The sequence below is a fragment of the Streptomyces sp. NPDC030840 genome (genome assembly GCF_055572015.1).
Genome location: NZ_JBVIEE010000005.1, coordinates 192,949 through 214,556 on the forward strand (window position 1 = coordinate 192,949; position 21,608 = coordinate 214,556).

18 protein-coding genes and 1 tRNA gene are annotated in these 21,608 nt (G+C 72.6%); 11 read left to right on the forward strand and 8 right to left on the reverse strand.

Annotated features, from left to right (window positions below; translation table 11 throughout):
• Positions 1-51: 51 nt before the first annotated feature.
• Entirely contained in the window at positions 52-795 is a 744-nt protein-coding gene (locus ACZ49J_RS13840) for a YqjF family protein (RefSeq protein WP_467447860.1), read from the forward strand.
• A gap of 17 nt (positions 796-812) precedes the next feature.
• On the opposite strand, the gene ACZ49J_RS13845 is transcribed toward ACZ49J_RS13840, so the two are convergent.
• Positions 813-1,622: an alpha/beta hydrolase gene (locus ACZ49J_RS13845; RefSeq protein WP_467447861.1), complete on the reverse strand. Its 810-nt coding sequence runs from the start codon at positions 1,620-1,622 to the stop codon at positions 813-815.
• 151 nt (positions 1,623-1,773) lie between these two features.
• Here ACZ49J_RS13845 and ACZ49J_RS13850 point away from each other — a divergent pair, with 151 nt between their 5' ends.
• Together ACZ49J_RS13850 and ACZ49J_RS13855 are read left to right on the forward strand one after the other, a co-directional pair.
• Positions 1,774-2,547 carry a sulfite exporter TauE/SafE family protein gene (locus tag ACZ49J_RS13850; RefSeq protein WP_467447862.1) on the forward strand — a complete coding sequence of 258 codons (774 nt, stop codon included), beginning with the start codon at positions 1,774-1,776 and terminating at the stop codon, positions 2,545-2,547.
• A 21-nt stretch (positions 2,548-2,568) separates the two neighbouring features.
• Positions 2,569-3,363 carry a cobalt-precorrin-6A reductase gene (locus ACZ49J_RS13855; protein WP_467447863.1) on the forward strand — a complete coding sequence of 265 codons (795 nt, stop codon included), beginning with the start codon at positions 2,569-2,571 and terminating at the stop codon, positions 3,361-3,363.
• A gap of 248 nt (positions 3,364-3,611) precedes the next feature.
• On the opposite strand, the gene cobF is transcribed toward ACZ49J_RS13855, so the two are convergent.
• The gene (gene cobF, locus ACZ49J_RS13860; protein ID WP_467447864.1) at positions 3,612-4,415 is read right to left on the reverse strand and encodes a precorrin-6A synthase (deacetylating); all 804 of its coding nucleotides are present in this window, start codon (positions 4,413-4,415) and stop codon (positions 3,612-3,614) included.
• A 69-nt stretch (positions 4,416-4,484) separates the two neighbouring features.
• Positions 4,485-5,045, reverse strand: a complete 561-nt coding sequence (locus ACZ49J_RS13865; RefSeq protein ID WP_467447865.1) for a DUF309 domain-containing protein — start codon at positions 5,043-5,045, stop codon at positions 4,485-4,487.
• 98 nt (positions 5,046-5,143) lie between these two features.
• Here ACZ49J_RS13865 and ACZ49J_RS13870 point away from each other — a divergent pair.
• Positions 5,144-5,217, forward strand: a tRNA-Pro gene (locus ACZ49J_RS13870).
• A gap of 72 nt (positions 5,218-5,289) precedes the next feature.
• On the opposite strand, the gene ACZ49J_RS13875 is transcribed toward ACZ49J_RS13870, so the two are convergent.
• Positions 5,290-6,156, reverse strand: coding sequence for a leishmanolysin-related zinc metalloendopeptidase (locus ACZ49J_RS13875; protein WP_467447866.1), 867 nt, complete (start codon positions 6,154-6,156; stop codon positions 5,290-5,292).
• A 333-nt stretch (positions 6,157-6,489) separates the two neighbouring features.
• On the opposite strand from ACZ49J_RS13875, the gene ACZ49J_RS13880 reads away from it, so the two are divergent.
• The 6 genes from ACZ49J_RS13880 (at position 6,490) to ACZ49J_RS13905 (ending at position 13,457) form a co-directional block, all read left to right on the forward strand.
• Positions 6,490-6,984: a hypothetical protein gene (locus ACZ49J_RS13880; protein ID WP_467447868.1), complete on the forward strand. Its 495-nt coding sequence runs from the start codon at positions 6,490-6,492 to the stop codon at positions 6,982-6,984.
• Between the two features lie 396 nt (positions 6,985-7,380).
• Positions 7,381-8,286, forward strand: a complete 906-nt coding sequence (locus ACZ49J_RS13885; RefSeq protein ID WP_467447869.1) for a universal stress protein — start codon at positions 7,381-7,383, stop codon at positions 8,284-8,286.
• 32 nt (positions 8,287-8,318) lie between these two features.
• The gene (locus tag ACZ49J_RS13890) at positions 8,319-9,236 is read left to right on the forward strand and encodes a universal stress protein (RefSeq protein WP_467447870.1); all 918 of its coding nucleotides are present in this window, start codon (positions 8,319-8,321) and stop codon (positions 9,234-9,236) included.
• A 187-nt stretch (positions 9,237-9,423) separates the two neighbouring features.
• Positions 9,424-11,811, forward strand: a complete 2,388-nt coding sequence (locus tag ACZ49J_RS13895) for a phosphoketolase family protein (RefSeq protein ID WP_467447872.1) — start codon at positions 9,424-9,426, stop codon at positions 11,809-11,811.
• A 147-nt stretch (positions 11,812-11,958) separates the two neighbouring features.
• Positions 11,959-12,579 (forward strand): hypothetical protein, encoded by a 621-nt coding sequence (locus ACZ49J_RS13900; protein WP_467447873.1) that lies wholly within the window; start codon positions 11,959-11,961, stop codon positions 12,577-12,579.
• Between the two features lie 128 nt (positions 12,580-12,707).
• Positions 12,708-13,457, forward strand: a complete 750-nt coding sequence (locus tag ACZ49J_RS13905; RefSeq protein ID WP_467447874.1) for a DUF429 domain-containing protein — start codon at positions 12,708-12,710, stop codon at positions 13,455-13,457.
• A 104-nt stretch (positions 13,458-13,561) separates the two neighbouring features.
• Here ACZ49J_RS13905 and ACZ49J_RS13910 read toward each other — a convergent pair whose 3' ends face one another.
• The gene (locus tag ACZ49J_RS13910) at positions 13,562-14,281 is read right to left on the reverse strand and encodes a CBS domain-containing protein (protein ID WP_467447876.1); all 720 of its coding nucleotides are present in this window, start codon (positions 14,279-14,281) and stop codon (positions 13,562-13,564) included.
• A 526-nt stretch (positions 14,282-14,807) separates the two neighbouring features.
• On the opposite strand from ACZ49J_RS13910, the gene ACZ49J_RS13915 reads away from it, so the two are divergent.
• A complete protein-coding gene (locus ACZ49J_RS13915; RefSeq protein WP_467447877.1) occupies positions 14,808-15,503 on the forward strand; it encodes a response regulator in 696 nt (231 codons plus the stop codon).
• 145 nt (positions 15,504-15,648) lie between these two features.
• On the opposite strand, the gene ACZ49J_RS13920 is transcribed toward ACZ49J_RS13915, so the two are convergent.
• From ACZ49J_RS13920 to ACZ49J_RS13930, 3 genes are all read right to left on the reverse strand, one after another.
• On the reverse strand, positions 15,649-18,582 hold the full coding sequence (locus tag ACZ49J_RS13920; protein WP_467447878.1) for a hypothetical protein: 2,934 nt from the start codon (positions 18,580-18,582) through the stop codon (positions 15,649-15,651).
• A gap of 2 nt (positions 18,583-18,584) precedes the next feature.
• The gene (locus ACZ49J_RS13925) at positions 18,585-20,432 is read right to left on the reverse strand and encodes an HSP90 family protein (RefSeq protein WP_467447879.1); all 1,848 of its coding nucleotides are present in this window, start codon (positions 20,430-20,432) and stop codon (positions 18,585-18,587) included.
• A gap of 93 nt (positions 20,433-20,525) precedes the next feature.
• Positions 20,526-21,512, reverse strand: a complete 987-nt coding sequence (locus ACZ49J_RS13930) for a hypothetical protein (protein WP_467447881.1) — start codon at positions 21,510-21,512, stop codon at positions 20,526-20,528.
• Positions 21,513-21,608: the final 96 nt, after the last annotated feature.

Sequence of the window (21,608 nt, forward strand, 5' to 3'; positions counted from 1 at the left end):
GAGCCGACACGGGGAACATCCCGGTGAGGCGGCCGTGTTGAGAGGTGTGGTATGGAGACCGAGCCGATCACCCTGTCCACGCCGCGGCCCGTGCGGCGGCCGACACTCGTGCAGGGCTGGCACGAGCTCACCTTCCTGCACTGGCCGGTGCATCCCGACGCGGTGGCCGGGCTCCTGCCGCCCGGCACCCGCCCGGACACCCTCGACGGGGTCACCTACGTCGGCCTGGTCCCCTTCCTGATGCGCGGCGTCGGCCTGGGGCCGGGCCCCGGCCTGCCGTACCTCGGCACGTTCTGCGAGACGAACGTCCGGCTGTACTCGGTGGACGACCACGGCAGACGCGGCGTCGTGTTCCGCTCCCTGGACGCCGCCCGGCTCATCCCCGTGCTGGTGGGCCGGGTCGGCGTACGCCTGCCCTACACGTGGTCGAGGATGCGACTGCGCCGCGAGCGCGATGTGATCACCTACACCAGTCGCCGCCGGGGGCCCGCGGGCAGCCCGGGGCCGGCGAACCGCGCCGTGGTGAGGACCGGTGCCCCCATAGAGGAGCCCACACCGCTGGAACAGTTCCTCACCGCCCGCTGGGGCCTGCACGTCACCTGGCACGGCCGCACGGTCCACCTGCCCAACGAGCACGCGCCATGGCCGCTGCACCGGGCGGACCTGCTCGACCTGGACCAGGGCCTGCTCGTGGCCGCCGGCCTGCCGCCCATGACGGAGCCACCGGTCAGCGTGCTCTACTCGCCCGGCGTCACCGTCCGCTTCGGCACGCCCTCCGCGCTGTCCACCCTGTAGCGGCGGCGGGGCGAGGTTCAGCTCAGCAGGACCCGGTCCACGAACCCGGTCACGTCCGCCAGCACCTCGTCCTTGTTGGTCTCGTTGAACACCTCGTGCCGGGCGCCCGGATAGACACGCTCCACCCAGTCGGAGCCCCGCAGCTCCTCGATGCCCGTACGGCTGCCGGACAGCGGCACGATCCTGTCGTCGTCGCCGTGCACCCACAGCAGGGGCAGCCGGCCGACGTCCCCGTTCTTCGAGATCGTCTCCAGCGCGCGGACGATCGCCTCCAACGTCGGCCGCTTGAACGGGCCGTGCCACACCAGCGGATCAGCCGCGTACACCGCACCGACCTCCGGGTCGCGGGACAGCAGGCCCGTGTCGATCGGCACGTCCGGCAGCTCGTCGTACGCGAGGAGCGTGCGCGGCAGCTCCCAGGCGCCGAGCACCGGCCCGGACAGGACGAGCGCGGCGAGCCCGGTACCGTACCGCTGGGCGTACCGCGCCGCGATGAGCCCGCCCATGGAGTGCCCGATCAGCACGACGGGCACCCCGGGACACGCGGCCCGGGCCAGCTCCTCCACCGCGTGCACGTCGGTGACCACGTCCTCGAAGTCCTCGATGAGCACCCGGTCGCCCGCCGACCTGCCGTGCCCCATGTGGTCGGGCCCGAACACGGCGGCACCGTGGGCGGTGAGCACGCCGGCGACGTACTCGTACCGGCCCATGTGCTCGCCGTAGCCGTGGACCAGCAACGCCACGTAGCGCGGCCGTTCGCACGGCCACTCCCGTACGACGACGCTTCCCGCGGTCCCGGCGACGGTGTGCTCGCGTGAGTCGGCCATGTCTCCTCCAGCTGCGTCGGCGAAGGTACCCGGGCGATCTTCCCAGGGAGCCGGGCGGCGGTCCACGGTGCGTCGCCCGGGCGCGGGCAGGGGCCACCTGCCGAGACGGTCCTGTCGCGCCGAGATGGGTGGGCATAGCATCGGTTCCCGCATGAACACGATGACGCTCTGGCACATAACTCCCGCCGCATTCGCCGCGCTCGCCTTCGCGGCCCTGCTCGTCGGCTTCTCCAAGACAGCCGTGAGCGGAGCCAACACGGTCAGCCTCGCGATCTTCGCGGCCGTCCTGCCCGCCCGGGCGTCGACCGGCGTCCTGCTGCCGATCCTGATCGTCGGGGACGTCCTCGCGGTGCTGACCTACCGTCGGCACGCCCACTGGCCCACCCTCTGGCGGCTGTTCCCCGCCGTCGGCGCGGGCGTCGTCCTCGGCACGGTGTTCCTGCTGTGGGCGGACGACGGGATCGTACGGACCTCGATCGGGGCGATCCTGCTGCTGATGGCCGCGGTCACGGTCTGGCGCCGCCGCACCGCCGAGAAGGAGGAGGACCCCGACGAGGTGACCACACGGGCCGGCCGCGTCAGGGCCCGGTCGTACGGTGTCCTCGGCGGCTTCACCACGATGGTCGCGAACGCCGGCGGCCCCGTGATGTCGATGTACCTGCTCTCGGCCGGTTTCCGGAAACTCGGCTTCCTCGGCACGTCCGCCTTCTTCTTCCTCATCGTCAACGTGTCCAAGGTGCCCTTCAGCGCCGGCCTCGGCCTGATCGACGGCCCGTCGCTCCTCCTCGACGCGGCCCTCGCCGTGTTCGTGGTGCCGGGGGCTCTCCTCGGCAAGTGGGCGGTGAACCGCATCAACCAGCGCCTCTTCGAGCAACTCGTCATCGCGGCGACGGTGGTGGGCGCAGTGCAGCTGCTCGTCCACTGACGGGCCCGTACGCTCGACGTCATGCCCCCGCGCTCCCGTCACCCCCTCCGCCCGCCTTCCCGCAGGGGCCTGCACGTCCTCGTCCTGGGCGGTACCACCGAGGCGCGTGAGCTCGCGGCGTCGCTCGCGGCGCACCCCGGTGTGCGGGTGACCACGTCGCTCGCCGGGCGGGTGGCGCGTCCGCAGGCGCAGGCCGGGGACGTCCGCGTCGGGGGGTTCGGCGGAGCGGAGGGCCTGGCGGCCTGGCTGCGCGAGCACGAGGCCGACGCGGTCGTCGACGCCACGCACCCCTTCGCCACCGCCATCACCGCGAACGCGGCGCGCGCCGCCGCGGCCACCGGCGTTCCCGCAGTGGTCCTGCGCCGGCCCGGCTGGCGCCCCGGCCCCGGCGACCGCTGGCACCCGGCGGCCTCCCTCACCGAGGCCGCCGCGCTCCTCCCGTCCCTCGGCCACCGTGTCTTCCTCACCACCGGCCGTCTGGGCCTGGCGGCCTTCGCCGGCCTGACCGCGCTGCACTTCCTCGTACGGTCCGTGGAGGCCCCCGAGCCGCCGCTGCCACCCCACACGGACGTACTGCTGGCACGCGGCCCGTTCACGGCCGACGGCGAGCGGGCGCTGCTGCGCGAGCACCGCATCGACGTCCTCGTCACCAAGGACAGCGGGGGAGAGGCGACGGCGGCGAAGCTGGTGGCCGCCCGCGATCTCGGGTTGCCGGTCGTCGTCGTACGGCGGCCGCCGCTGCCGCCGGGAGTGTCCGCGGTACCGGACGTACCCGGGGCCCTGTCCCGGCTCGGCCTCCGCCCCGGCCCGCCGTGACGGTGGCCGCGCTCGGTCGGCCTGCGTGTGCGGGGCGTGCCTGTCCCGCCGGGGGGCGAAGTCCGGCCGCAGGCGGTGGCCGGAACGCCGGGGGCGCGGTGGATGCCCGGGCGCGCAGCGCGGCCGCGGCGGTGCTGGTCCCGCTGCCCGCGCGGCGTGCCTGCCTGCCCGCCCGCCGGGGTCCCGGCACCGCGCACCGCGGTGTCCGCCGGCCTCCTCCCGGTTTCCCTGGCTTCCCCGGCTTCCCCTCAGCGGCCCCGTTCTCCGGTACCGCCCTGTCCCCGCGGATGCCTGCGGAGCAGGTACGTGTCCATGATCCAGCCCTTGCGCTCACGGGCCTCGGCGCGGAGGCGCTCGATGCGGGGGGCCGTCTGCGCGAGCGGGCCCGAGGCGAGGATCTCGTCCGGGGTGCCTATGTAGGCCCCCCAGTAGATGTCGATGTCCTCGTCGCTGTCCGCGTACTGCCGGAAGGCCTGGTGGGCGTCCAGCATGACCACCACGTCGTCCACCCCCTCGGGAAACCCCTCGGCGAGGCGGCGGCCCGTGGTGATCTGGACGGGCCGGGCCACCCGGTTCAACCCCGTGCGGTGCCGGGCGACGAGGGCCGACACACTGCTGATGCCCGGCACGACGTCGTACTCGAACGCCACCGCGCCCCGGCCGAGGACCTCCTCCAGGATCCCGAGCGTGCTGTCGTACAGCGCGGGATCACCCCACACCAGGAACGCGCCGCTCTCGTCCTCGCCGAGCTCCTCGGCGATGAGCCGCTCGTAGATTCCGGCGCGGGCACTGCGCCAGTCACCGACGGCGGGGGAGTACGCGGAGCCCCCGGCACCGCGGTCCCGCTCCGGGTCACGTGCCTCGACCAGCCGGTACGTCCCCTCCGGTAGGTGCGCGTCGAGGATGTCACGGCGCAGTTGGACGAGGTCCGACTTCACCTCGCCCTTGTCCAGGATGAAGAACACGTCGGTGCTCCTCAGCGCCTTGACCGCCTGCAGGGTCAGCTGGTCGGGATCGCCCGCCCCGATGCCGATGACATGAATCTTTCGCACGCCCCGAGTCTGCCGCACCCCACTGACAGTCCGGCACCAGGCCCCCGGCCCACGACCGGGAGAACGCGCCTACTCCGGCCCACCACCACGCAAACGCGGCGCGCACGCCCCGGCGTCCACCACCGCCCCGTCACGCTCCACCACCCCGGCCAGCTCCCGCGCCCAGTCCCCGAGCCCCCGCACATCGATCCCGTACGGACGCGGCTCCCCGGTCACCGCCGCCCACTCCTCCACGGCCCCGGCGCCCCGCCGCAGCAGGCGCGCCCCGCCCGTCGCGTTCCCCCGGGCGGCGTGCGTGAGGCCCACCGCGAGCTGGGCCAGCCCGCGCCACAGGGCCCGTTCACGGCCGGGCCCCGACTTCCACGCGTCCTCGAAGACCTCGTGCGCGTGGAACGGCTTGCCCGCGTCGAGCAGCGCCTGCGCCTCGGCGACGGTGTCCTCGGGACCGCGTACGACGCCCTCCGGCTGCCGTTCCACCCCGTCCGCGCCGTACGGCAAGGGCCGCCCCAGCCCGTCCCGCGGCCGAGCGTTCCGCGCCCGCCCCTCCGTGTCCCGGTCACGCCCCCCGACGCCCCGGCCCTCCGGGCCCCTGGCCCGCTCCGTCCCGCTCGTACGTCGTGTCCCGCTCATGAGTCGATTGTCCCGCGCCCACGCCCCCGTCGAGACGGCCCCCCACGTGCGGTAAAGTTCTCAGCGCGTGCTCACGCGGGACACCCGCGGTGGTGCATCGGGACGTGGCGCAGCTTGGTAGCGCACTTGACTGGGGGTCAAGGGGTCGCAGGTTCAAATCCTGTCGTCCCGACTGGAGTCCGCTCCGTCGTCGCAGATCAGGGCCTTGGATCACCGTGGGTGAGACCGGGGCCCCTGATCGTTTCTAAGGTCGTTCGGTGGGAACCCTCGACGGGACCGTCGGGAGTACCGTCCGCGTGGGAACTTCGGTGAGACTACGACCGGACCTGGCGATCTCCAGCAGGTCTGGCAGCTCGTACGGTTCCGCGGCGTCCAGATCCACCACGTAACCAAGATCTGCCAAGCTCGCCACAGTCAACCGACTGAGTGGATTGTTCTGCCCGCCGATGTTCGGCGACATCAACTCGTTGTCGAAGACCGTCTCACGCCAGTGACCACCGGCACTGCCCGCACCACCCACGTTCGCGACGGGCACCGGAGCAGGCCGTCCGTTCCCCAGCAGGCTCCCGAACTCGTCCATCGCGTCGTGACCCACGAAGGTCGGATTGACACCGGGAAAGTCCTTGAGGAGACCGAAGGAAGCCCACAGCGTTCCGATACCAAGGACGTGGCCCATCTCATGAGTGATGACATCGACGAGGATGCCGTCCTGATCCATGCGGTCCAGATCCGCGATGTCGAACCGCATGATTCCCTTTGCCGGCAGCCCCGCACCGGTAGCGGCGGTATCGGGACGGAAGCGAGTCGGCCCCGCCTCACCGAGAACACCACTCACACCGTCCATGTGCACGCCTTCGGCGTCGATCAGGAGATCGTCCACAACGACTGTGCCACTGAAGTCCCGCACGATCGCGGTTTCAAGGTCACCGACGATGACCCTGGCCCAGCGATCGGCAGCCTCGGCGAAGGCATTCTTGTGATGGGTGCTCAGCCCCATGACGAATCGGACGTCGATTTGAAACGGCGAAGTAGTGTGCGCGAGAGCCGCAGCGCGATTTCCGTCCGCCACGGCCTTGTACGACGTGTAACCGTTCTCGCTGAACTGGCCCATGACTCCTACCTCAATCTCTTACAGCCCAGACCTGTTTTAAAACCCACCATAAACCGTTCGGTAGTTGTAGACAGAGCAACCAAATACGTTGAATTATCGCCTTACTTTTTGTGAGAATCCGTCACACAAAAACCGAGGTGGGGTGGCACATGCCGTCACCTGCGCGCCGTCCGTTGGAGTGTGAGGCGAGTGTTGGTTCGCCAAGGCGGCGGCGTCGGCGTGAGACGCTCACTCCACTCCGCACGGGCCCCATTAGGAGGGCCGTGTCGCCGGACCGCGACCTGTTCGAGGCGACCCGGCGGCGGACGTGCGAATCCCGAGGTGGGAGGCCCAGTGGATGTCAGCACGTTCTACGCACTCTTCTCGGCCACTTGCTTCACGCTGGTCGGCCTGTGGTGGAACGTGGTCCGGGGACACCAGGAGTGGCTGCGCGACCCGCAGCTGCGCCACATCGTCGGCGGTATCTACATCTCCTTCCTGCTTCCCGCGCTGATGGGCCTGTTCGCGCAGGTCGGCGGTATGGAGACCCCGGAAATCTGGCGGGCCAGCTTCGTGGCGCTCGCCCTGATCGGCTGTGTGTCGATGCTGCGTCTGACCGGGCGTACTCGCCCGGACGGCTCCCCCGTGTTCCTGACCCTCGCGCAGGCGGTGGCGGCTCTGTTCTACGCCTTGATCGCGGTGGTGGGCGTGAGACCCGAGCTCGCGGACATCGTGGACCTGAAGCCGATCCAGGCCGAGGCGGTTCTGCTGATCCTGCTCGTCATGCTGGGGCACGGCCTGGTCTGGAGGTTCATGGCCGGCGAAGGCAGGCCCGCCGACGAGCGCTAGAGCTCGCCTGGCGGGCGACTCGCCGGTGGCCGGCACCTCCGCCGCGCACACGCGTGCGGCGTCGAGCTCAACGCCACCGGTCACCACGCGCACGCGGATGAGGCCTGCGCCGACGGACATCTCGCCGCGTCACGCGCGCCACGTCGGGATCACGGCGCCGGCGGATCACGGCGCTGAGGACATCGGCGAGTGATGCGCCGACCGACCGGAAACAGGGGCTCGGTGTCGGTCTCGGAGGCGCGCTCCGCGGCAGCGGCACGACCCGGCCAGGACAGCCGCATACCGCGGCTGCGCGACTGAGGGCCGTTCGGCCCACGCCGGGGACCTGCGGCCCCTGCACCGGGAAGTCACGCACCGCGAAGCTGGACTCAGATCCCCGGTCAGGAGGCAGACACCATGGTCCACACCGTTGTCGCAGGCTTCGACGGCTCCGCCGAGAGCAGGGCCGCCGCCGAGTGGGCGGCCCGCGAGGCGAAGCTGCGCGGCCTGCCCCTCAAGCTCGTCCACGTCTGGGAGCCCGTGCCCGAGCCCATCGCCCAGGCACCGCTTCTCGGCGCCGAGACGCAGCAGCACTGGAGCGAGCGCATCCCCCGGGAAGCGGCCGAGGGCCTCAGGCTGCGTCATCCCGGGGTGGACGTGACGGTGGAGCAGATCAGCGGCAGGCCCGGCGAGGTGCTGACCCGGGTCGCGAAGGACTCCGACCTGCTGGTCCTCGGCTCGCGCGGTCTGAGCGGCATCGGCGGCTTCCTGGTGGGCTCCGTCGGCCAGATGGTCGTCGCCCGTGCGGAGACGCCCGTGGTGCTGGTCCGCGCGGGGGAGCAGGCCACGGACGAGCACGCGATGGACCCGGCCGGCATCCCCTCCACCGCGGCCCCGTACCGGCCCGTCGTCCTCGGCCTCGACACCGACCACCCGCACCACGCGGTGATCGAGTTCGCCTTCGAGGCCGCGCTGCGGCGCGAGACGTCCCTGGTCGTCGTGCACGGCTGGAACCCACCGCCGTACTACGCGTACGCCCTCTCGGTGGAGGTGGAACTGCACAACGACCTGACCAAGCAGGACGCGGCCGCCCTGAGCGATGTCCTGCGCCCCTGGCGGGAGAGGTTCCCGGCGGTCGAGGTCGTCGAGCAGTCCCACTGGGGGAGCCCCGCCAACCACCTGGTCGACGCCTCCCGTGAGGCCTCCCTGGTGGTCGTGGGCCGTCGCATCCGCCGCTCGCCCCTCGGCGCCCACATCGGGCCCGTCACGCACGCCGTCCTGCACCACGCCACCGCCCCCGTCGCCGTCATCGCGCACGGCTGACCCGTCAAGCGCGTCCCGAGGAGGGAACGATCATGAAGGCAGCGGACGTACGAGCATCCGGGGAGCCCCTCGAACTCCCCGTGGTCGTGGGCGTCGACGGCTCCGAAGAGAGCCTGCGGGCCGTCGAGTGGGCTGCCGACGAGGCCGTGCTGCGCGGGGTGCCGCTGCGGCTGGTGCACGCCTCACTGTGGCAGTGGTACGAAGGCGCCGCGCTGGCCGAGGACCTCGGCAGGCCGTCCGAGACGGTGCTGGCCGACGGCATCGTCGACGGCGCCGCCCGGCGGGCGCGCACCCGGCAGCCGGACCTGCGGGTGTCCACCGAGGTACTGGCCGAGGAACCGGAGTACGCGCTGGTACGGGAGGGACGACGCGCCTGCGCGCTGGTGCTGGGCAGCCGGGGGCGCGGCGGCATCGCCGAGTTCCTGCTCGGTTCCGTCAGCCTGACCGTGGCCGCCCACGCCACCTGCCCGGTGATCGTGCTGCGCGGTCGTCACGACGAGCGGGTTCCGGCCGGGAAGCACGGGCGCGTCCTGCTCGGTGTCGGCGAGGAGTCCCATGGCTCGGCGGCCGCGAGGTTCGCCTTCGAGGAGGCGGGGCGACGGGGAGCCGTACTGGAAGCCGTGCGGGCCTGGCGGTGCCCCGCGCACGAGACGACCGACCACCCCCTGCTCTCCGGTGAGCCCGCCCGCCTGCACGAACAGCGGGCCGCCGAGACGCTGGAGGCCGCGCTGAACGAGGTGGCCGCGGAGCACCCGTCCGTGAAGGTGCACCGCCGCACCGCCGAGGGCTCCGCCCGCAGGACACTGCTCGACGCCTCGGCCACCGCGGACCTGCTCGTCGTCGGCGCCCGGCGCCAGAAGGGGCACTTCGGACTCCAGCTGGGTCGCGTCGCCCACACGATGCTGCACCACTCCGCCTGCCCCGTCGCCGTCGTACCGCAGCCGACCTGACACGCCGACCCGATCCCGGACCGGAGGCCTGACCGTCCCGGCCGGACGGGACGACGGGCACAACGGCTCCCGTGGCCGACTGCCGCCGGTGTGGCCCGACCGGCCCTGTCGGTGGTGTGTGGGACGGGCGCAGGGTGGAAGAAGCACGGACCGGCACGTGACTTCCAACCGGAAGGGAACCCCCCCCATGCCCGACGTCCGATCGCAGCAGACGGCCACCCCGGTGACAGACGAGGAACTGCAGGCCCTGGACGCGCACTGGCGTGCCGCGAACTATCTGGCCGTCGGCCAGATCTACCTCATGTCGAACCCGCTGCTGACCGAGCCTCTACGCCCGGAACACGTCAAACCGCGGCTTCTCGGCCACTGGGGCACCTCGCCGGGCCTGAACCTGGTCCACACCCACCTCAACCGCGTCATCAAGGACCGCGGCCAGGACACCCTGTGCGTCTGGGGCCCCGGCCACGGCGGGCCCGCAGTGCTCGCCAACTCCTGGCTGGAGGGCAGCTACAGCGAGACGTACCCCGATGTGAGCCGGGACGCGGAGGGGATGGCGCGGCTCTTCCGGCAGTTCTCGTTCCCCGGCGGGGTGCCCAGCCACGTCGCGCCCGAGACACCCGGCTCCATCCACGAGGGCGGCGAACTCGGATACGCGCTCTCGCACGCGTACGGGGCCGCCCTCGACAACCCGGACCTGCTGGTCGCCTGCGTGATCGGCGACGGCGAGGCGGAGACCGGACCGCTGGCCGCGTCCTGGCACTCCAACAAGTTCCTCGACCCCGTCCACGACGGCGCCGTCCTCCCGGTCCTGCATCTGAACGGCTACAAGATCGCCAACCCCACGGTGCTCGCCCGGCTCCCCGAGCCCGAACTCGACGCACTGCTGCAGGGGTACGGACACGACCCGATCCACGTCACCGGCGACGACCCGATGACCGTGCACCGGACGATGGCCGCCGCGATGGACGAGGCCCTTGACCGTATCGCCGCGATCCAGCGCGCCGCACGCGAGGAGGGCGTCACCGAACGGCCCCGGTGGCCGGTGATCGTGCTGCGGACGCCCAAGGGCTGGACCGGTCCGGGCGAGGTCGACGGTCTGCCGGTGGAGGGCACCTGGCGTTCCCACCAGGTCCCGCTGGCGGCGGTCCGTGACAACCCGGAGCACCTGCGCCAACTGGAGGCGTGGCTGCGTTCGTACCGGCCCGAGGAGCTCTTCGACGAGCAGGGACGGCCTCGCGCGCGGGTCCTTGCCTGCGTTCCCGAGGGCACCCGGCGCCTCGGCGCCACCCCGCACGCCAACGGCGGACTGCTGGTGCGCGAGCTGCCGCTGCCGCCGCTGAAGCGCTACGCCGTGCCCGTCGACAAGCCCGGCGCGACCCTGCACGAACCGACACGCGTCCTCGGTGACCTGCTGGAGGACGTCATGCGGGCCACCGGCGAGCGGCGCGACTTCCGCATCGTCGGCCCGGACGAGACCGCCTCCAACCGCCTCCAGGCCGTCTACGCGGCCAGCGGCAAGGCCTGGCAGGCCGGCACGCTGGACGTGGACGAACACCTCGACCGCCACGGCCGGGTCATGGAGATCCTGTCCGAGCACACCTGCCAGGGCTGGCTGGAGGGATACCTGCTGACCGGCCGGCACGGGCTGTTCTCCTGCTACGAGGCGTTCGTGCACATCGTCGACTCGATGGTCAACCAGCACATCAAGTGGCTGCGCGTGACCCGCCGCCTGCCCTGGCGTGCGCCCATCGCCTCGCTCAACTACCTGCTGACCTCACACGTGTGGCGTCAGGACCACAACGGCTTCTCCCACCAGGACCCCGGCTTCGTAGACCACATCCTCAACAAGAGCCCCGAGGCGGTACGGGTCTACCTGCCGCCGGACGCCAACACCCTGCTCTCCGTGGCCGACCACGTGCTGCGCAGCCGGAACTACGTCAACGTCGTCGTCGCCGGCAAACAGCCCTGCTTCGACTGGCTCACCATGGACCAGGCCGAGCTGCACTGCGCGCGCGGCGCGGGTGTCTGGGAGTGGGCCGGCACCGAGGACGGCACGCGCGAACCCGACGTGGTGCTCGCCTGCGCCGGCGACGTGCCCACCCAGGAGGTCCTGGCCGCCGCGCAACTGCTGCGCGGGCACCTGCCGGAGCTGGCCGTCCGCGTGGTCAACGTCGTCGACCTGGCCCGGCTGCTGCCCCGGGAGGAGCACCCGCACGGCATGCCCGCATCCGAGTACGACGCCCTGTTCACTCCGGACAAGCCGGTCATCTTCGCCTACCACGGCTACCCGTGGCTGATCCACCGCCTCGCCTACCGCCGCACCGGCCACCCGCACCTGCACGTGCGCGGCTACAAGGAGATCGGCACCACGACGACTCCGTTCGACATGGTGGTCGGCAACGACCTCGACCGCTACCGCCTCGTCATGGACGTCATCGACCGCGTTCCCGGCCTTGCGGTCCGTGCCGCCGGCGTACGGCAGTTGATGGAGGACACACGGGTGCGCCACCACGCCTGGATCCGCGAACACGGCACCGATCTCCCCGAGGTCGCCGACTGGACCTGGGGCAGCTGACCGGACACGTGGCCCCGTGGGCAGGGACGTTCGGCCCCGGGGCCGGGCCCTGCAGCCCCTGCGAACTCCCTTTCCGGAGGGCGACATTGGAGGTGCGGCGAAGTCACCGAGGCTTCGTACACGACCCTCTGGAAAGGGATGAGTGACATGGCGGTTCACGAGCACCCCCACCGGCACGCAGGATTCCACCTCCCGTCGCGGCGCGGGATCCGTGCCGCTCAGGCCGGCGACGCCGCGACCGCCTCGGCCACGGCGGCCGGCTCGTACGCCTTCGCCGGTCTGCGTCTGCTGACCGGGTTCGTCTTCCTCTGGGCGTTCCTGGACAAGACGTTCGGCTTCGGCTACGCCACCCCGTCCGGCAAGGGCTGGATCGACGGCGGTTCGCCGACCAGGGGCTTCCTCGGCGGTGTGGCCGTCGGGCCGATGGAGTCCACCTTCCACGACTGGGCGGGCGCCGCCTGGGCCGACTGGCTGTTCATGCTCGGCCTGCTGGGTGTCGGTCTGGCCGTCACCGCCGGTATCGGTCTGCGGCTCGCCGCCGTCGCGGGGACCGCGATGATGGCGTTGATGTGGATCGCGGAGTGGCCACCCGCCCGGCACCTGTCCGACGGGTCGGCGAGCATGTCGACCAACCCGTTCGCCGACTACCACCTCGTCTATGCCGTCGTCCTCGTCGCGCTGGCGGCCGCGGGCGCCGGGGCGACCTGGGGCCTCGGCCGGGCCTGGGCGCGGCTGCCGTTCGTCGGCCGCAACCGCTGGCTGCTCTGACCGCGGGTCCCGACCGGGGCGCCACCGCTTCGTCGCGGTGGCGCCCCGGTCTCGTTGTATGCGCGGTGGCTGCCCCGCGGTGACCGGGGAGCCTGCGGTGACCGCGTCCGGGACGGCATGCTGAGGACATGCGCACCCTGGGCGTCGACCTCTCCGCGAGCCCTCCCCGGACCGCCGCGGCCGTCATCGAGTGGCCGGCGGACGGGGCCGTGGCCCATGCCCCTCTCCTCGGATGCACCGACGAGCAACTGCTGGACCTGCTCGCGCACCTGGGGGAGGAGGACCAGGCCGGAGTGGACTGCCCCTTCGGCTGGCCCGCCGCCTTCGTCACCGCGATGTCCGCCCACGCCGCGGCCCGGCCCACCTGGCCGGGCCGTGACGCCCAGGGTGCCGATGACCTGCGAGCGCTCCGCTATCGGCACACCGACCTGATCGTCGCGGAGCACGCGCCGAGACAGCCGCTGTCGGTGTCCTTCGACAAGCTCGGGGCGGTCGCGGCCCGCTGGGCGCGCCTGCAGGCGCGCCTGGGCGGCCTCGGCCACGTGGTCGACCGTACGGGGGTCGGCCGGGTGGCGGAGGTGTATCCCGCCGCGGCCCGGCACCAGTGGGGCCTGACGCTCGGCACTGTGGACGAGCTCCAGGCCGCCGCCCCGTGGCTGCGCATCCCCGAGGAGGTACGGCGGGCGTATGCCGCCAGCCGTGACGCCTATGACGCGCTCATCGCCGCCCTCGTCGCCAGGGCCATCAGGTGCCGGCTCACCACCTGGCCCGCGACCGAGGAGACGGAACTCGCCCGGACCGAGGGGTGGATCCACTTTCCCGGCCGCGGCACGCTGGGCCGCCTCCTCGATCCCCCGCTGACGCGGACGGTCCGCTGACGCAGATGGTCCGCTGACCGCGGCCTTGTGCCGGTATCCCTCCCGGGACACCAGATGGGCGTAGGCCGGGACCACCGCGCCCTGGCAGCACCCGGTGCCCGTGGTCAGCGCTCGGGCAGCCAGTAGTGCCCGATCCTGTGGGACGGGTGCTTCTCGGACGGGCGGGTGTCGTCGACGCGGAACGTCAGGCTGTTGACGACGCCGACCACTCCGTCGACCCGCCACGTGTGCCGGATGGCCCGGGGGATGTCACTGCGGAGCTCCAGGCGTCCTTCCAGCGCGGCCATGCCGTCCCGGACCGAGACGATCACGGTGTGGGGCGGCAGGCCCAGGGTGCGGGTCAGCACGTCGAGCACCTCCCGGCGGATCTCCTCGTCCGTGCGGAGGAAGACACGCAGCAGGTCGCGGCGCGTGGCGATGCCGATCAGCCGGTCCTCCTCGTCCACCACGGGAAGGCGTTCGACGTGGTGGCGCTCCATGACACGGGCGGCGTCCGCGACGGGCTGTTCCGGGTGCACGGTGATCGCGGGCGTCGACATCAGCTCCCCCGCGGTGGTGCCACGGGCGGCGACCGCCGCGTGACGGGCGGAGCGCCGCAGTGCCGGCATGCGGAACCGCCGCCCCCGGCCGGGAGCGGAACGGGCCGCATGGCCGTGCACCAGATCGGTCTCGGAGATCACGCCGAGGACCTTGCCGTCGTGGTCGACCACGGGCAGTCCGCTGATCCGGTGCTGGTCCAGCAGCCGGGCCACGTCCTTGAACGATGTCTCCCGGCGTGCGTCGACGACCTCCCGGGTCATCACCTCGCCGACGATGCGGGTCATCACGCCCACTTCCTTCCTCGTCCAGCGTCCACGAAGGGGGCGCGACGGAGAGTTGTGCTGCGGAGCGGCGGTTCGTCGTCTCCCCGGGCCGTTCCGGAAAGACGCCCTCCGGCGCATCCTCATGCTCCCTCCGGGCGCCCGCCGGAGGCAGGGGCCGAGCGTCCTCGCACCGGGGGCCGAACTGCCCCAGCGGCCTGTCGGCACAGGGCCGGAGAGGGAGCACCCCGGTACCGAACGGGCGCGGTGGAACCTCACTTCGGGTGGGGCGCTGGCCGATCGCGCTGCCGCTCGCCGCGTTCACGCCGATCTCCACCGGGTACGGTGCGAAATGAGACCTTCGAGAGCACCGGGAAGGCCGGCAGGTCCGGGAGGCCGGGAGGCCCGGTAAGAGGGGGCCGACCGGCCCTGGCCGTCCGGCCCGGGATCGAGCAGGATCTTCGACAAACGAGGACCGGTGACAGACCGGCGATGCCCACCGGGAGGAGAATCCCGGTGACGGACAGACGACGCAGGACAGGAGCCGTCGATGGCGGACAGTGAGCAGCACACCCCCGAGACCCCGATCCGGGTCTTCCTGCTGGACGACCACGAAGTGGTACGGCGCGGGGTGCGCGACCTGCTGAACGACGAACCGGACATCACCGTGATCGGCGAGGCCGGCACTGTCGAGCAGGCCCTGGTCCGCGTTCCCGCGCTGCGCCCCCAGGTGGCGGTCCTCGACGTGCGCCTGCCGGACGGCGACGGCGTGAGCGTGTGCCGGGAGCTGCGCTCGCGCATGCCGGAGCTGGCCTGCCTGATGCTGACCTCGTTCGACGACGAGGAGGCCCTGCTGGACTCGATCATGGCGGGGGCGTCCGGCTACGTGCTGAAGCAGATCCAGGGCTCGGACCTGGTGTCGGCCGTCCGTACCGTGGCCAGGGGCCAGTCCCTGCTCGACCCCAGCGCCACCACCAAGCTCATGGCCCGGCTGCGAGGGGAACAGACGAAGGAGCCGGAACCCGACGACGGCCTGCCGAACCTGACCGACCGGGAGCGGGAGATCCTGGCCCTCATCGGTGAGGGCCTGACCAACCGCCAGATCGGCCAGCGGCTCTACCTCGCGGAGAAGACCGTCAAGAACCACATCTCCCGCCTGCTGGCCAAACTCGGGGTGGAGCGGCGCATCCAGGCCGCCGTCATCGCGAGCCAGGCCCAGGACCGGTTGAGGCAGGACGGCCACTGATCCTCGGGGGCCGAACGCCCGTCACCCGGCCCAGCCCTGTTCCCCTGCCGAGGCTGCCGACCGTCATCGAGCGACCGGCCTGCTCGCGCACCCGCGAGCAGGCCGGACCGCATCCGGCCACCCGCCCCGGCATCGGGGCGCCGCGTCACTCCTCGTCGCGCAGCCGGGCGACCAAGGAGGTCAGCGGCTCGGCCTCCTCGGTGTGGCCCAGGGCCGTCAGGTGGGAGACCGCCGCCTCCAGGCGGGCGAGGGCGGGGGCGGGGCGTTCCAGGTAGACGCCCTCCACGACACCCGCCAGGCGGACGCACTCGGCCCACTCGCCGGCGCGGTCGTCCTCCTGTCCCGGCTCGCCGAGCAGGGCGAGAGCCTTCTCCAGAGAGGCCAGGGCGTCCTCGTACTCGCCGGCGTAGGCGTTGATCCGCCCGTGCTCGTAGGCCAGGGCGGTGTCCAGGGAGCGGCCGTGGGCCTCGTATGCGGCGGTGCGGGCCTCGTCGGCGATCCGGCCGGCGTCGGCGAGGAAGGCGCGCGCGTCCGCCAGTCCGTCGGGGCCCTGCTGCTGGGCCTGCAGGCGGGCGAGTTCGCGCAGACAGTTGCTGAGCTGCTCGTAGCGCGGGGCCCGGGCGTGGGCGGCGAGCGCCTGGTCCGCGGCCTCGCGGGCCCGGCCGAACTCGCCTGACTCGCCGAGGAGCACAGCTGTCTCCGCGGCGATCATGGCGTGGCTGCCCGGGTCGTCGTCCCAGCCGGCCGACTCGGCCGCGAGGGCGACGAACTCCGCGGTGGCGGCCTTGAGGTCCTCACCCGCGTGCAGCGCGCGGGCGCGGGTCAGGCGCAGCTGTGCGACGAGCCGGTCGTCCAGCTCCCCGGCGGCGACGTCCGGTTCGGCCAGCAAGGAGTCGAGCAGAGCGATGCAGTCCTCCACGCGGCCCAGGTCGAGGCTGAGCTGGGCCGCGTTGCTGTAGGCGCAGAACGCGTCGATCCGGCTGCCGCGGCGCAGCTCCACCTCCGCCGAGCGCGTCAGGTGCCGCAGAGCCTCGTCGGGCCGCCCCAGGTGCATGCAGGCCTCGGCCAGATCACTGTGGAGCCGGGTGGTGTCGACCGCGTCGGCAGGCCAGTCCGCGGCCTGTCGCAGGCCCTCGGTGAGGTCCGCGTACGCGGCCTGCGCGTCCCGCAGGCCGAGCTGGAGCCGGCCCCGCAGTCCCAGCGTGCGGGGCAGGTGCCAGGCGGGGCCGTGCGCCTTCAGCCGGTCGAGGAGGGCGTCGATCTCGGTGACCGCGGCGGGCAGGTCCCCGGAGATGGCGTGGGTGCTGGCCCGCAGCAGCAGGGCGCCGGAGACCTGCCCGGCGACGTCGTGGCGGGTGGCGAACGCGTGCAGCAGGTCCACCTCGGCGAAGACCGGCGCGACGTGCTCCTCGCTCCTCGACGCCTGCAGGCGCAGGCCGAGCGCGGTCGCCCGCAGCCGCAGCAGACGGGCCTCCTGGTACGGGGCGAGGCCGGGCGTCTCCTCGTGCAGGCGGACGAGGGACGCGTGGACGGCGGTCAGCGCGGCGGCCTTCGCCTCGGCTCCGTCATCGCCCTCCGCGGGAATCTCGGCGGTGGCGAGCAGAGCGGAGGCACGGCAGAGCGCCGCGTCACCCGGTGACCCGGCATCGTCGTACAGGGCCGCGGCCTCCTCGTGGAGCTCGGCGGCCACGGCGTACTCGTCCTTGTTGCCGGCCCGATTCGCCTCGTCGGCCAGCAGGTCCGCGCGCAGCCGTACGAGCGGGCCCACGGCCGGGTCGTCGGGGTGGGCGTAGTCGCGGGCGGCGACGAGCGTGCGCAGCCGCGCCCAGCAGGCCTGTGCGTCCGGGTGCCCCTCCTCGTCCACCGTCCGTGCCTGGAGGATGAGTTCGGGCAGCGAGTCCGGGACGGCGGCGGTCGTACGGGCGGCGGGCGCGGCGGCCGGGGCGGCCGGGGCCACGTCGTCGAGGCTGCGGGGGCGCAGGGTGAGTTCGAGCGCGTCCAGGAGGGGGGCACGGTCGAGGCGGGCCCTCCTGCGGTCGGCGTGGGCCGTGGTTCCGTTGCGGGCGTCGAAGCGGGCGGCGAGGTCGTCGGCCCGGCCCCTCACCTCGGCGCGCAGGCCGGCCACCGTCCAGGTGCGGCCCGCGTATCCGGCGGCGGGCAGTTCGCCGTGGCCGAGCAGCTCGACGCGCTGGAGGAGGACCTCCACGCCGGTGAGGAAGTCGAGGAGGTCCAGCGGCGACTCCACCTCGTCGAACAGGTTCCGGTTCTCGGCGAGCAGTTCCAGGCCGCGGGCCTCGTTGCCGGTCAGCGCGCAGAACTCCAGGTGCCGGCCAACCTCCCCGGACATCGAGGGGTTGCGGCGGCAGCCGCGGTAGCCGGCGAGATGCAGTTCCCGGGCCCGGTCGGTGCCGCCGGTGCGCAGCAGCGGCAGCAGCGCGTACGAGACGGAGCGGGCCGGCTCCTCCTGGCAGGACTCCTTCCCGGCCAGGACGGGCTCCCAGGCGCGCAGCGCCCGCTTGTCGTCGTCCGCCGCGAGGTGGTGCAGGGCGCGCTCGCAGGTCTCGCAGGCCTCGCAGTCGCTGAGCCGGGTGCGGGTACGGCCCGCCCACAACTCGTAGGCGAGGCCGGTGTCCTCGCCGACGTGGGCGGCGAGCTGGTACGCCTGTCCGTAGTAGGGCTGCAGGCCGAGGCCCGCCTTCTCGTACCGGTCACGCATCTCCGTCAGCCACTGGCGCAGGCTGGCCAGCGGTATCTCGGGCACGTGGCGCAGGGCGTTGGCCACCCACTTGAACCGCCAGAAGAGCTGGTGGCGCAGGCGCTCGTCGAAGACGTCGGGCTGCTCGTCGAAGAGGGTGAGCAGACGGGCGAAGACGACGGGCGACTTCCGGGGTTCGGAGCCGTAGGTGTACGCCTCCTGGAGTTCGAGGAGCGCGTGGATGAGGGGGAGGGGCTCGTCGAACCGCTCGGCCGCGTCGACGAGTTCCTCGGCCGTGACGGTGCGGGTGCGGCCGTAGGGGCGCCCGTCGTTCTCCTGGAGCGCCTGGTACAGCTCATCGGTGGTCTGGGGTGCGATCGGCATCGTCAGCTGTCCTTGCGGAGGGCGTGGGCGAGAAGGTCGAGGAAGGAGCGGTTGATCAGGCTCGACTCGGCGGGCCTGAGCGGGCGCCGGGACAGCATCGCGGCCTGCCCGTAGAGGGCTTCGGCGCTGGTGCGGGCCAGCTCCGGCTCGGCGATGGCGACGGCGGTGCGGACCAGCGGGTTCAGCTGGTTGAGGATCAGCTGGGCCCGCGGCGCCTCCTGGCGCAGGGCGCCCAGGATGTCGCCCCACAGGCCGCCCTCCTGCTCACGCGCCAGCTGGGAGCGGGTGCGCTCGTGCCGGGCCTCACGGCTGTCGATGAGGAGGGCGGGAGCGGAGGCCGGCTGGAAGGTGCGCAGCGCGACGTCGCAGTCGAAGACGGCCAGCGCGTCGCGGGCCTGGGCCAGGTAGGCCGCGGCGGCCAGTTCCGTCTCCCGGTCGACGGGATCGAGGTGGGCGGTGAGGGTCGCCGGGTCGAGGTCGGCGACGCTGACCTCGGGCCTGATCTCGGGCAGCCGGTGGACCAGTTCACGGTCGTAGGTGTAGCCGCCGTTGACGACGCCGAGCCCGGCGGCCGAGGCGATCGCCGCGACCTGCCGGAACTCCTCCACGCTCGACGTCACGAGCACGGTGCGGTGGGTGCGCGCGAACTCGTCGAGAGTGCAGTGCCCGTCGGTGGTCTCGAACGGCAGCCAGGGCAGCAGCATCCGCAGGATCTCGTCGTCGTGCACCGCGAGCGACTTCACGGCCAGGTGGTGGGTCTGGAGGAAGCGGCCGAGCAGGTCCGGATCGCTGGCGGCGGCCCGGGCGATCCAGGCGCGCAGCCGCTCGGCGAGGGCGTCACGGACGGCGGCGAGGGTGTCGTCCTCGTACAGGGACTCGCGGGACGCCGTCGGGCGCAGACTCTCGGCGTCGACGACACAGCGGACGAAGAACGCCCACTCGGGCAGGATCTCCTCGGCCTGCTCGGACAGCAGCATGCCCTTGACGTGCACGCGATGGCCGTGACGGCGCCCGGCCGGCACCGCCTCGGGCAGCACGCACGCGATGCCCTTCAGACCGACGGCAGGCAGGTCCAGCTCGATGGTGTCGAGCGGCGTGAACCCGAAGACCTCCTCGCCGTACGCGGCCAGCGCACGGGAACGGGCCCCCGGAGTGGGGTACGTACGCGACCAGGGCGCGGGCTCGGGGTTGACGGACGCACCCGCTCCGCCCGTGCCGTCGTCGAAGGTCACCGGGTGGCGCAGCAGGGAGCCGAAGTGCCGGGCCAGCGCGTGCACCTGCGCCGGGCGGGTCCACTCACCCGCGTCGGCCCGCGGCGTCAGCGTCACCGTGGTGCCCGGCCGGGTGCGGGCGGAAGCGGGCAGGGTACGGACGGTGTAGCTGCCGTCGCCGCGTCCCCGCCACTCCACGGCGGGTGCGTCGGAGGTACGGGCCGAGCGGCTGAGGACGTGGATCTCGTCCGCGACCAGGAAGCAGGAGAGCAGGCCGATGCCGAACTGGCCGATGAAGTCGCCGCGTTGCTCGGCGATCTGGTCGGCACGCTTGCTGCTGCGGCCGATCGTGGCGAGGAAGCGGTGCACGTCGGCCTCGGTGAGACCGACGCCGTCGTCCTCGACGCGCACCACCGAACCGTCGGCGTACAGGCGGACGCCGAAGGCGTCGGCGGGGGCGGACGGTTCGAGGCCGTGGCGGGCGGTCAGCGCGTCCACCGCGTTCTGCATCAGTTCGCGCAGATAGACGCGGGGGCTGGAGTACAGGTGGTGGGAGAGGAGATCGACGAGCCCGCGCAGATCCACCTGGAAGGTGCGGTCGGCGCCGGCCGGGTTCGCGGCGGTGTCGGGCAGAGTCATCGGGCAGTCCGGAAGGGGAGGGGAGACGGGGTCGGGCAGGCGGCACCGGGGCCGGCGGGGTGCGGGCAGACGGGCACGGGGGCCGGCGGGTGGTCAGGCACGGCGGTGTCCGCGGGCGAACTGCTTCTCCGGCTCAGCGAAGTAGGTCCAGGGCCACTTGGTGTAGGCGCCGTCCAGCGTCTGGAAGACGCGCCGGACCGTGTGGCGCTCACCGGCCAGCGACAGGGCCATGGCGAACATGTTGAAGTCCTGCTGCCAGCCAGGGCGCCACACGTAGGCGGGGTGGAGGATGCTGTGGTCCGCCGCCGCCCGCAACTGCGCCCGGATCTCCTCGGTTTCGAGATAGTCCCCACGCTCGGACTCGACCCACTCCTCGATGTACGCCATGGCGATCACACATCCCAGGCGGTGCCCCTGCGGGGCGCGAGCCAGCGCCTCCTGGGCGAAGGCCAGGGACTGCCCCGGCTCGCCACCCCAACGGGGCTGCAACTGCGACACCCACTCGATGTGGGTCTCCAGGTCCAGCGGGTCGCGGCGCAGGGCGGCGTCACGCCGGGTCTCGTTGATCGCGGAGCCCAGCGACATGCCACGACCCGAGGTGAGGAGATGGCACCACGGCGTGACCCACTCCGGCCGCAACTCGGCGGCCTCCAGCAGCTGTTCCTCGGCGACGCGGAGCCGCTCGTGGAAGACCCGCCACTGTTCCTGCGTGACGTTCACGGCGCGCTCGGCGGTGCGCGCCTCCCAGCCCCAGCTGATGTGGCGGGCCCCGGATATCAGCAGGGCCGTGGCCCGGTGCTCCTTGTCCTCCTCGGCGGCCCGGCCGATCCACTCCTGCACACCGTCCAAGTCGGCGAGCTCACCCAGGACATGGTGGTCGCGGCCGAGATCGAAGGGGGCCAGCGCCGCCTTGACCGCCTCCCAGTCCCCGGCGTCGGCCGCCTCCACCAGCGCGAGCACCCGCGCGTCCCCGAGCGCGCGCAGCGTGTACATCCCGTTCTTCTGCCGACGCGGGACGGGAAGGGCGTGCGGATCCGCCGCCGGTCTCTCCGCACTCCTGCCGAACAGCCTGCCGAACATGCCGCGCCCTCCCTTGGTCCCGCGTGATCGTCCGGTGCAGCATAAGCGGCCCCACCGACACCGCTTCCACAGGGTTTTCACCGGCGCTTCACCGGC

Excerpts from the sequence above, each read along its gene's own strand:
- ACZ49J_RS13840 (WP_467447860.1), top strand. The coding sequence starts at position 52 with ATGGAGACCGAGCCGATCACCCTGTCCACGCCGCGGCCCGTGCGGCGG.
- ACZ49J_RS13845 (WP_467447861.1), bottom strand. The coding sequence starts at position 1,622 with ATGGCCGACTCACGCGAGCACACCGTCGCCGGGACCGCGGGAAGCGTC.
- ACZ49J_RS13850 (WP_467447862.1), top strand. The coding sequence starts at position 1,774 with ATGAACACGATGACGCTCTGGCACATAACTCCCGCCGCATTCGCCGCG.
- ACZ49J_RS13855 (WP_467447863.1), top strand. The coding sequence starts at position 2,569 with ATGCCCCCGCGCTCCCGTCACCCCCTCCGCCCGCCTTCCCGCAGGGGC.
- ACZ49J_RS13865 (WP_467447865.1), bottom strand. The coding sequence starts at position 5,045 with ATGAGCGGGACACGACGTACGAGCGGGACGGAGCGGGCCAGGGGCCCG.
- ACZ49J_RS13875 (WP_467447866.1), bottom strand. The coding sequence starts at position 6,156 with ATGGGCCAGTTCAGCGAGAACGGTTACACGTCGTACAAGGCCGTGGCG.
- ACZ49J_RS13885 (WP_467447869.1), top strand. The coding sequence starts at position 7,381 with ATGGTCCACACCGTTGTCGCAGGCTTCGACGGCTCCGCCGAGAGCAGG.
- ACZ49J_RS13890 (WP_467447870.1), top strand. The coding sequence starts at position 8,319 with ATGAAGGCAGCGGACGTACGAGCATCCGGGGAGCCCCTCGAACTCCCC.
- ACZ49J_RS13895 (WP_467447872.1), top strand. The coding sequence starts at position 9,424 with ATGCCCGACGTCCGATCGCAGCAGACGGCCACCCCGGTGACAGACGAG.
- ACZ49J_RS13900 (WP_467447873.1), top strand. The coding sequence starts at position 11,959 with ATGGCGGTTCACGAGCACCCCCACCGGCACGCAGGATTCCACCTCCCG.
- ACZ49J_RS13905 (WP_467447874.1), top strand. The coding sequence starts at position 12,708 with ATGCGCACCCTGGGCGTCGACCTCTCCGCGAGCCCTCCCCGGACCGCC.
- ACZ49J_RS13910 (WP_467447876.1), bottom strand. The coding sequence starts at position 14,281 with ATGACCCGCATCGTCGGCGAGGTGATGACCCGGGAGGTCGTCGACGCA.
- ACZ49J_RS13915 (WP_467447877.1), top strand. The coding sequence starts at position 14,808 with ATGGCGGACAGTGAGCAGCACACCCCCGAGACCCCGATCCGGGTCTTC.
- ACZ49J_RS13920 (WP_467447878.1), bottom strand. The coding sequence starts at position 18,582 with ATGCCGATCGCACCCCAGACCACCGATGAGCTGTACCAGGCGCTCCAG.
- ACZ49J_RS13925 (WP_467447879.1), bottom strand. The coding sequence starts at position 20,432 with ATGACTCTGCCCGACACCGCCGCGAACCCGGCCGGCGCCGACCGCACC.
- ACZ49J_RS13930 (WP_467447881.1), bottom strand. The coding sequence starts at position 21,512 with ATGTTCGGCAGGCTGTTCGGCAGGAGTGCGGAGAGACCGGCGGCGGAT.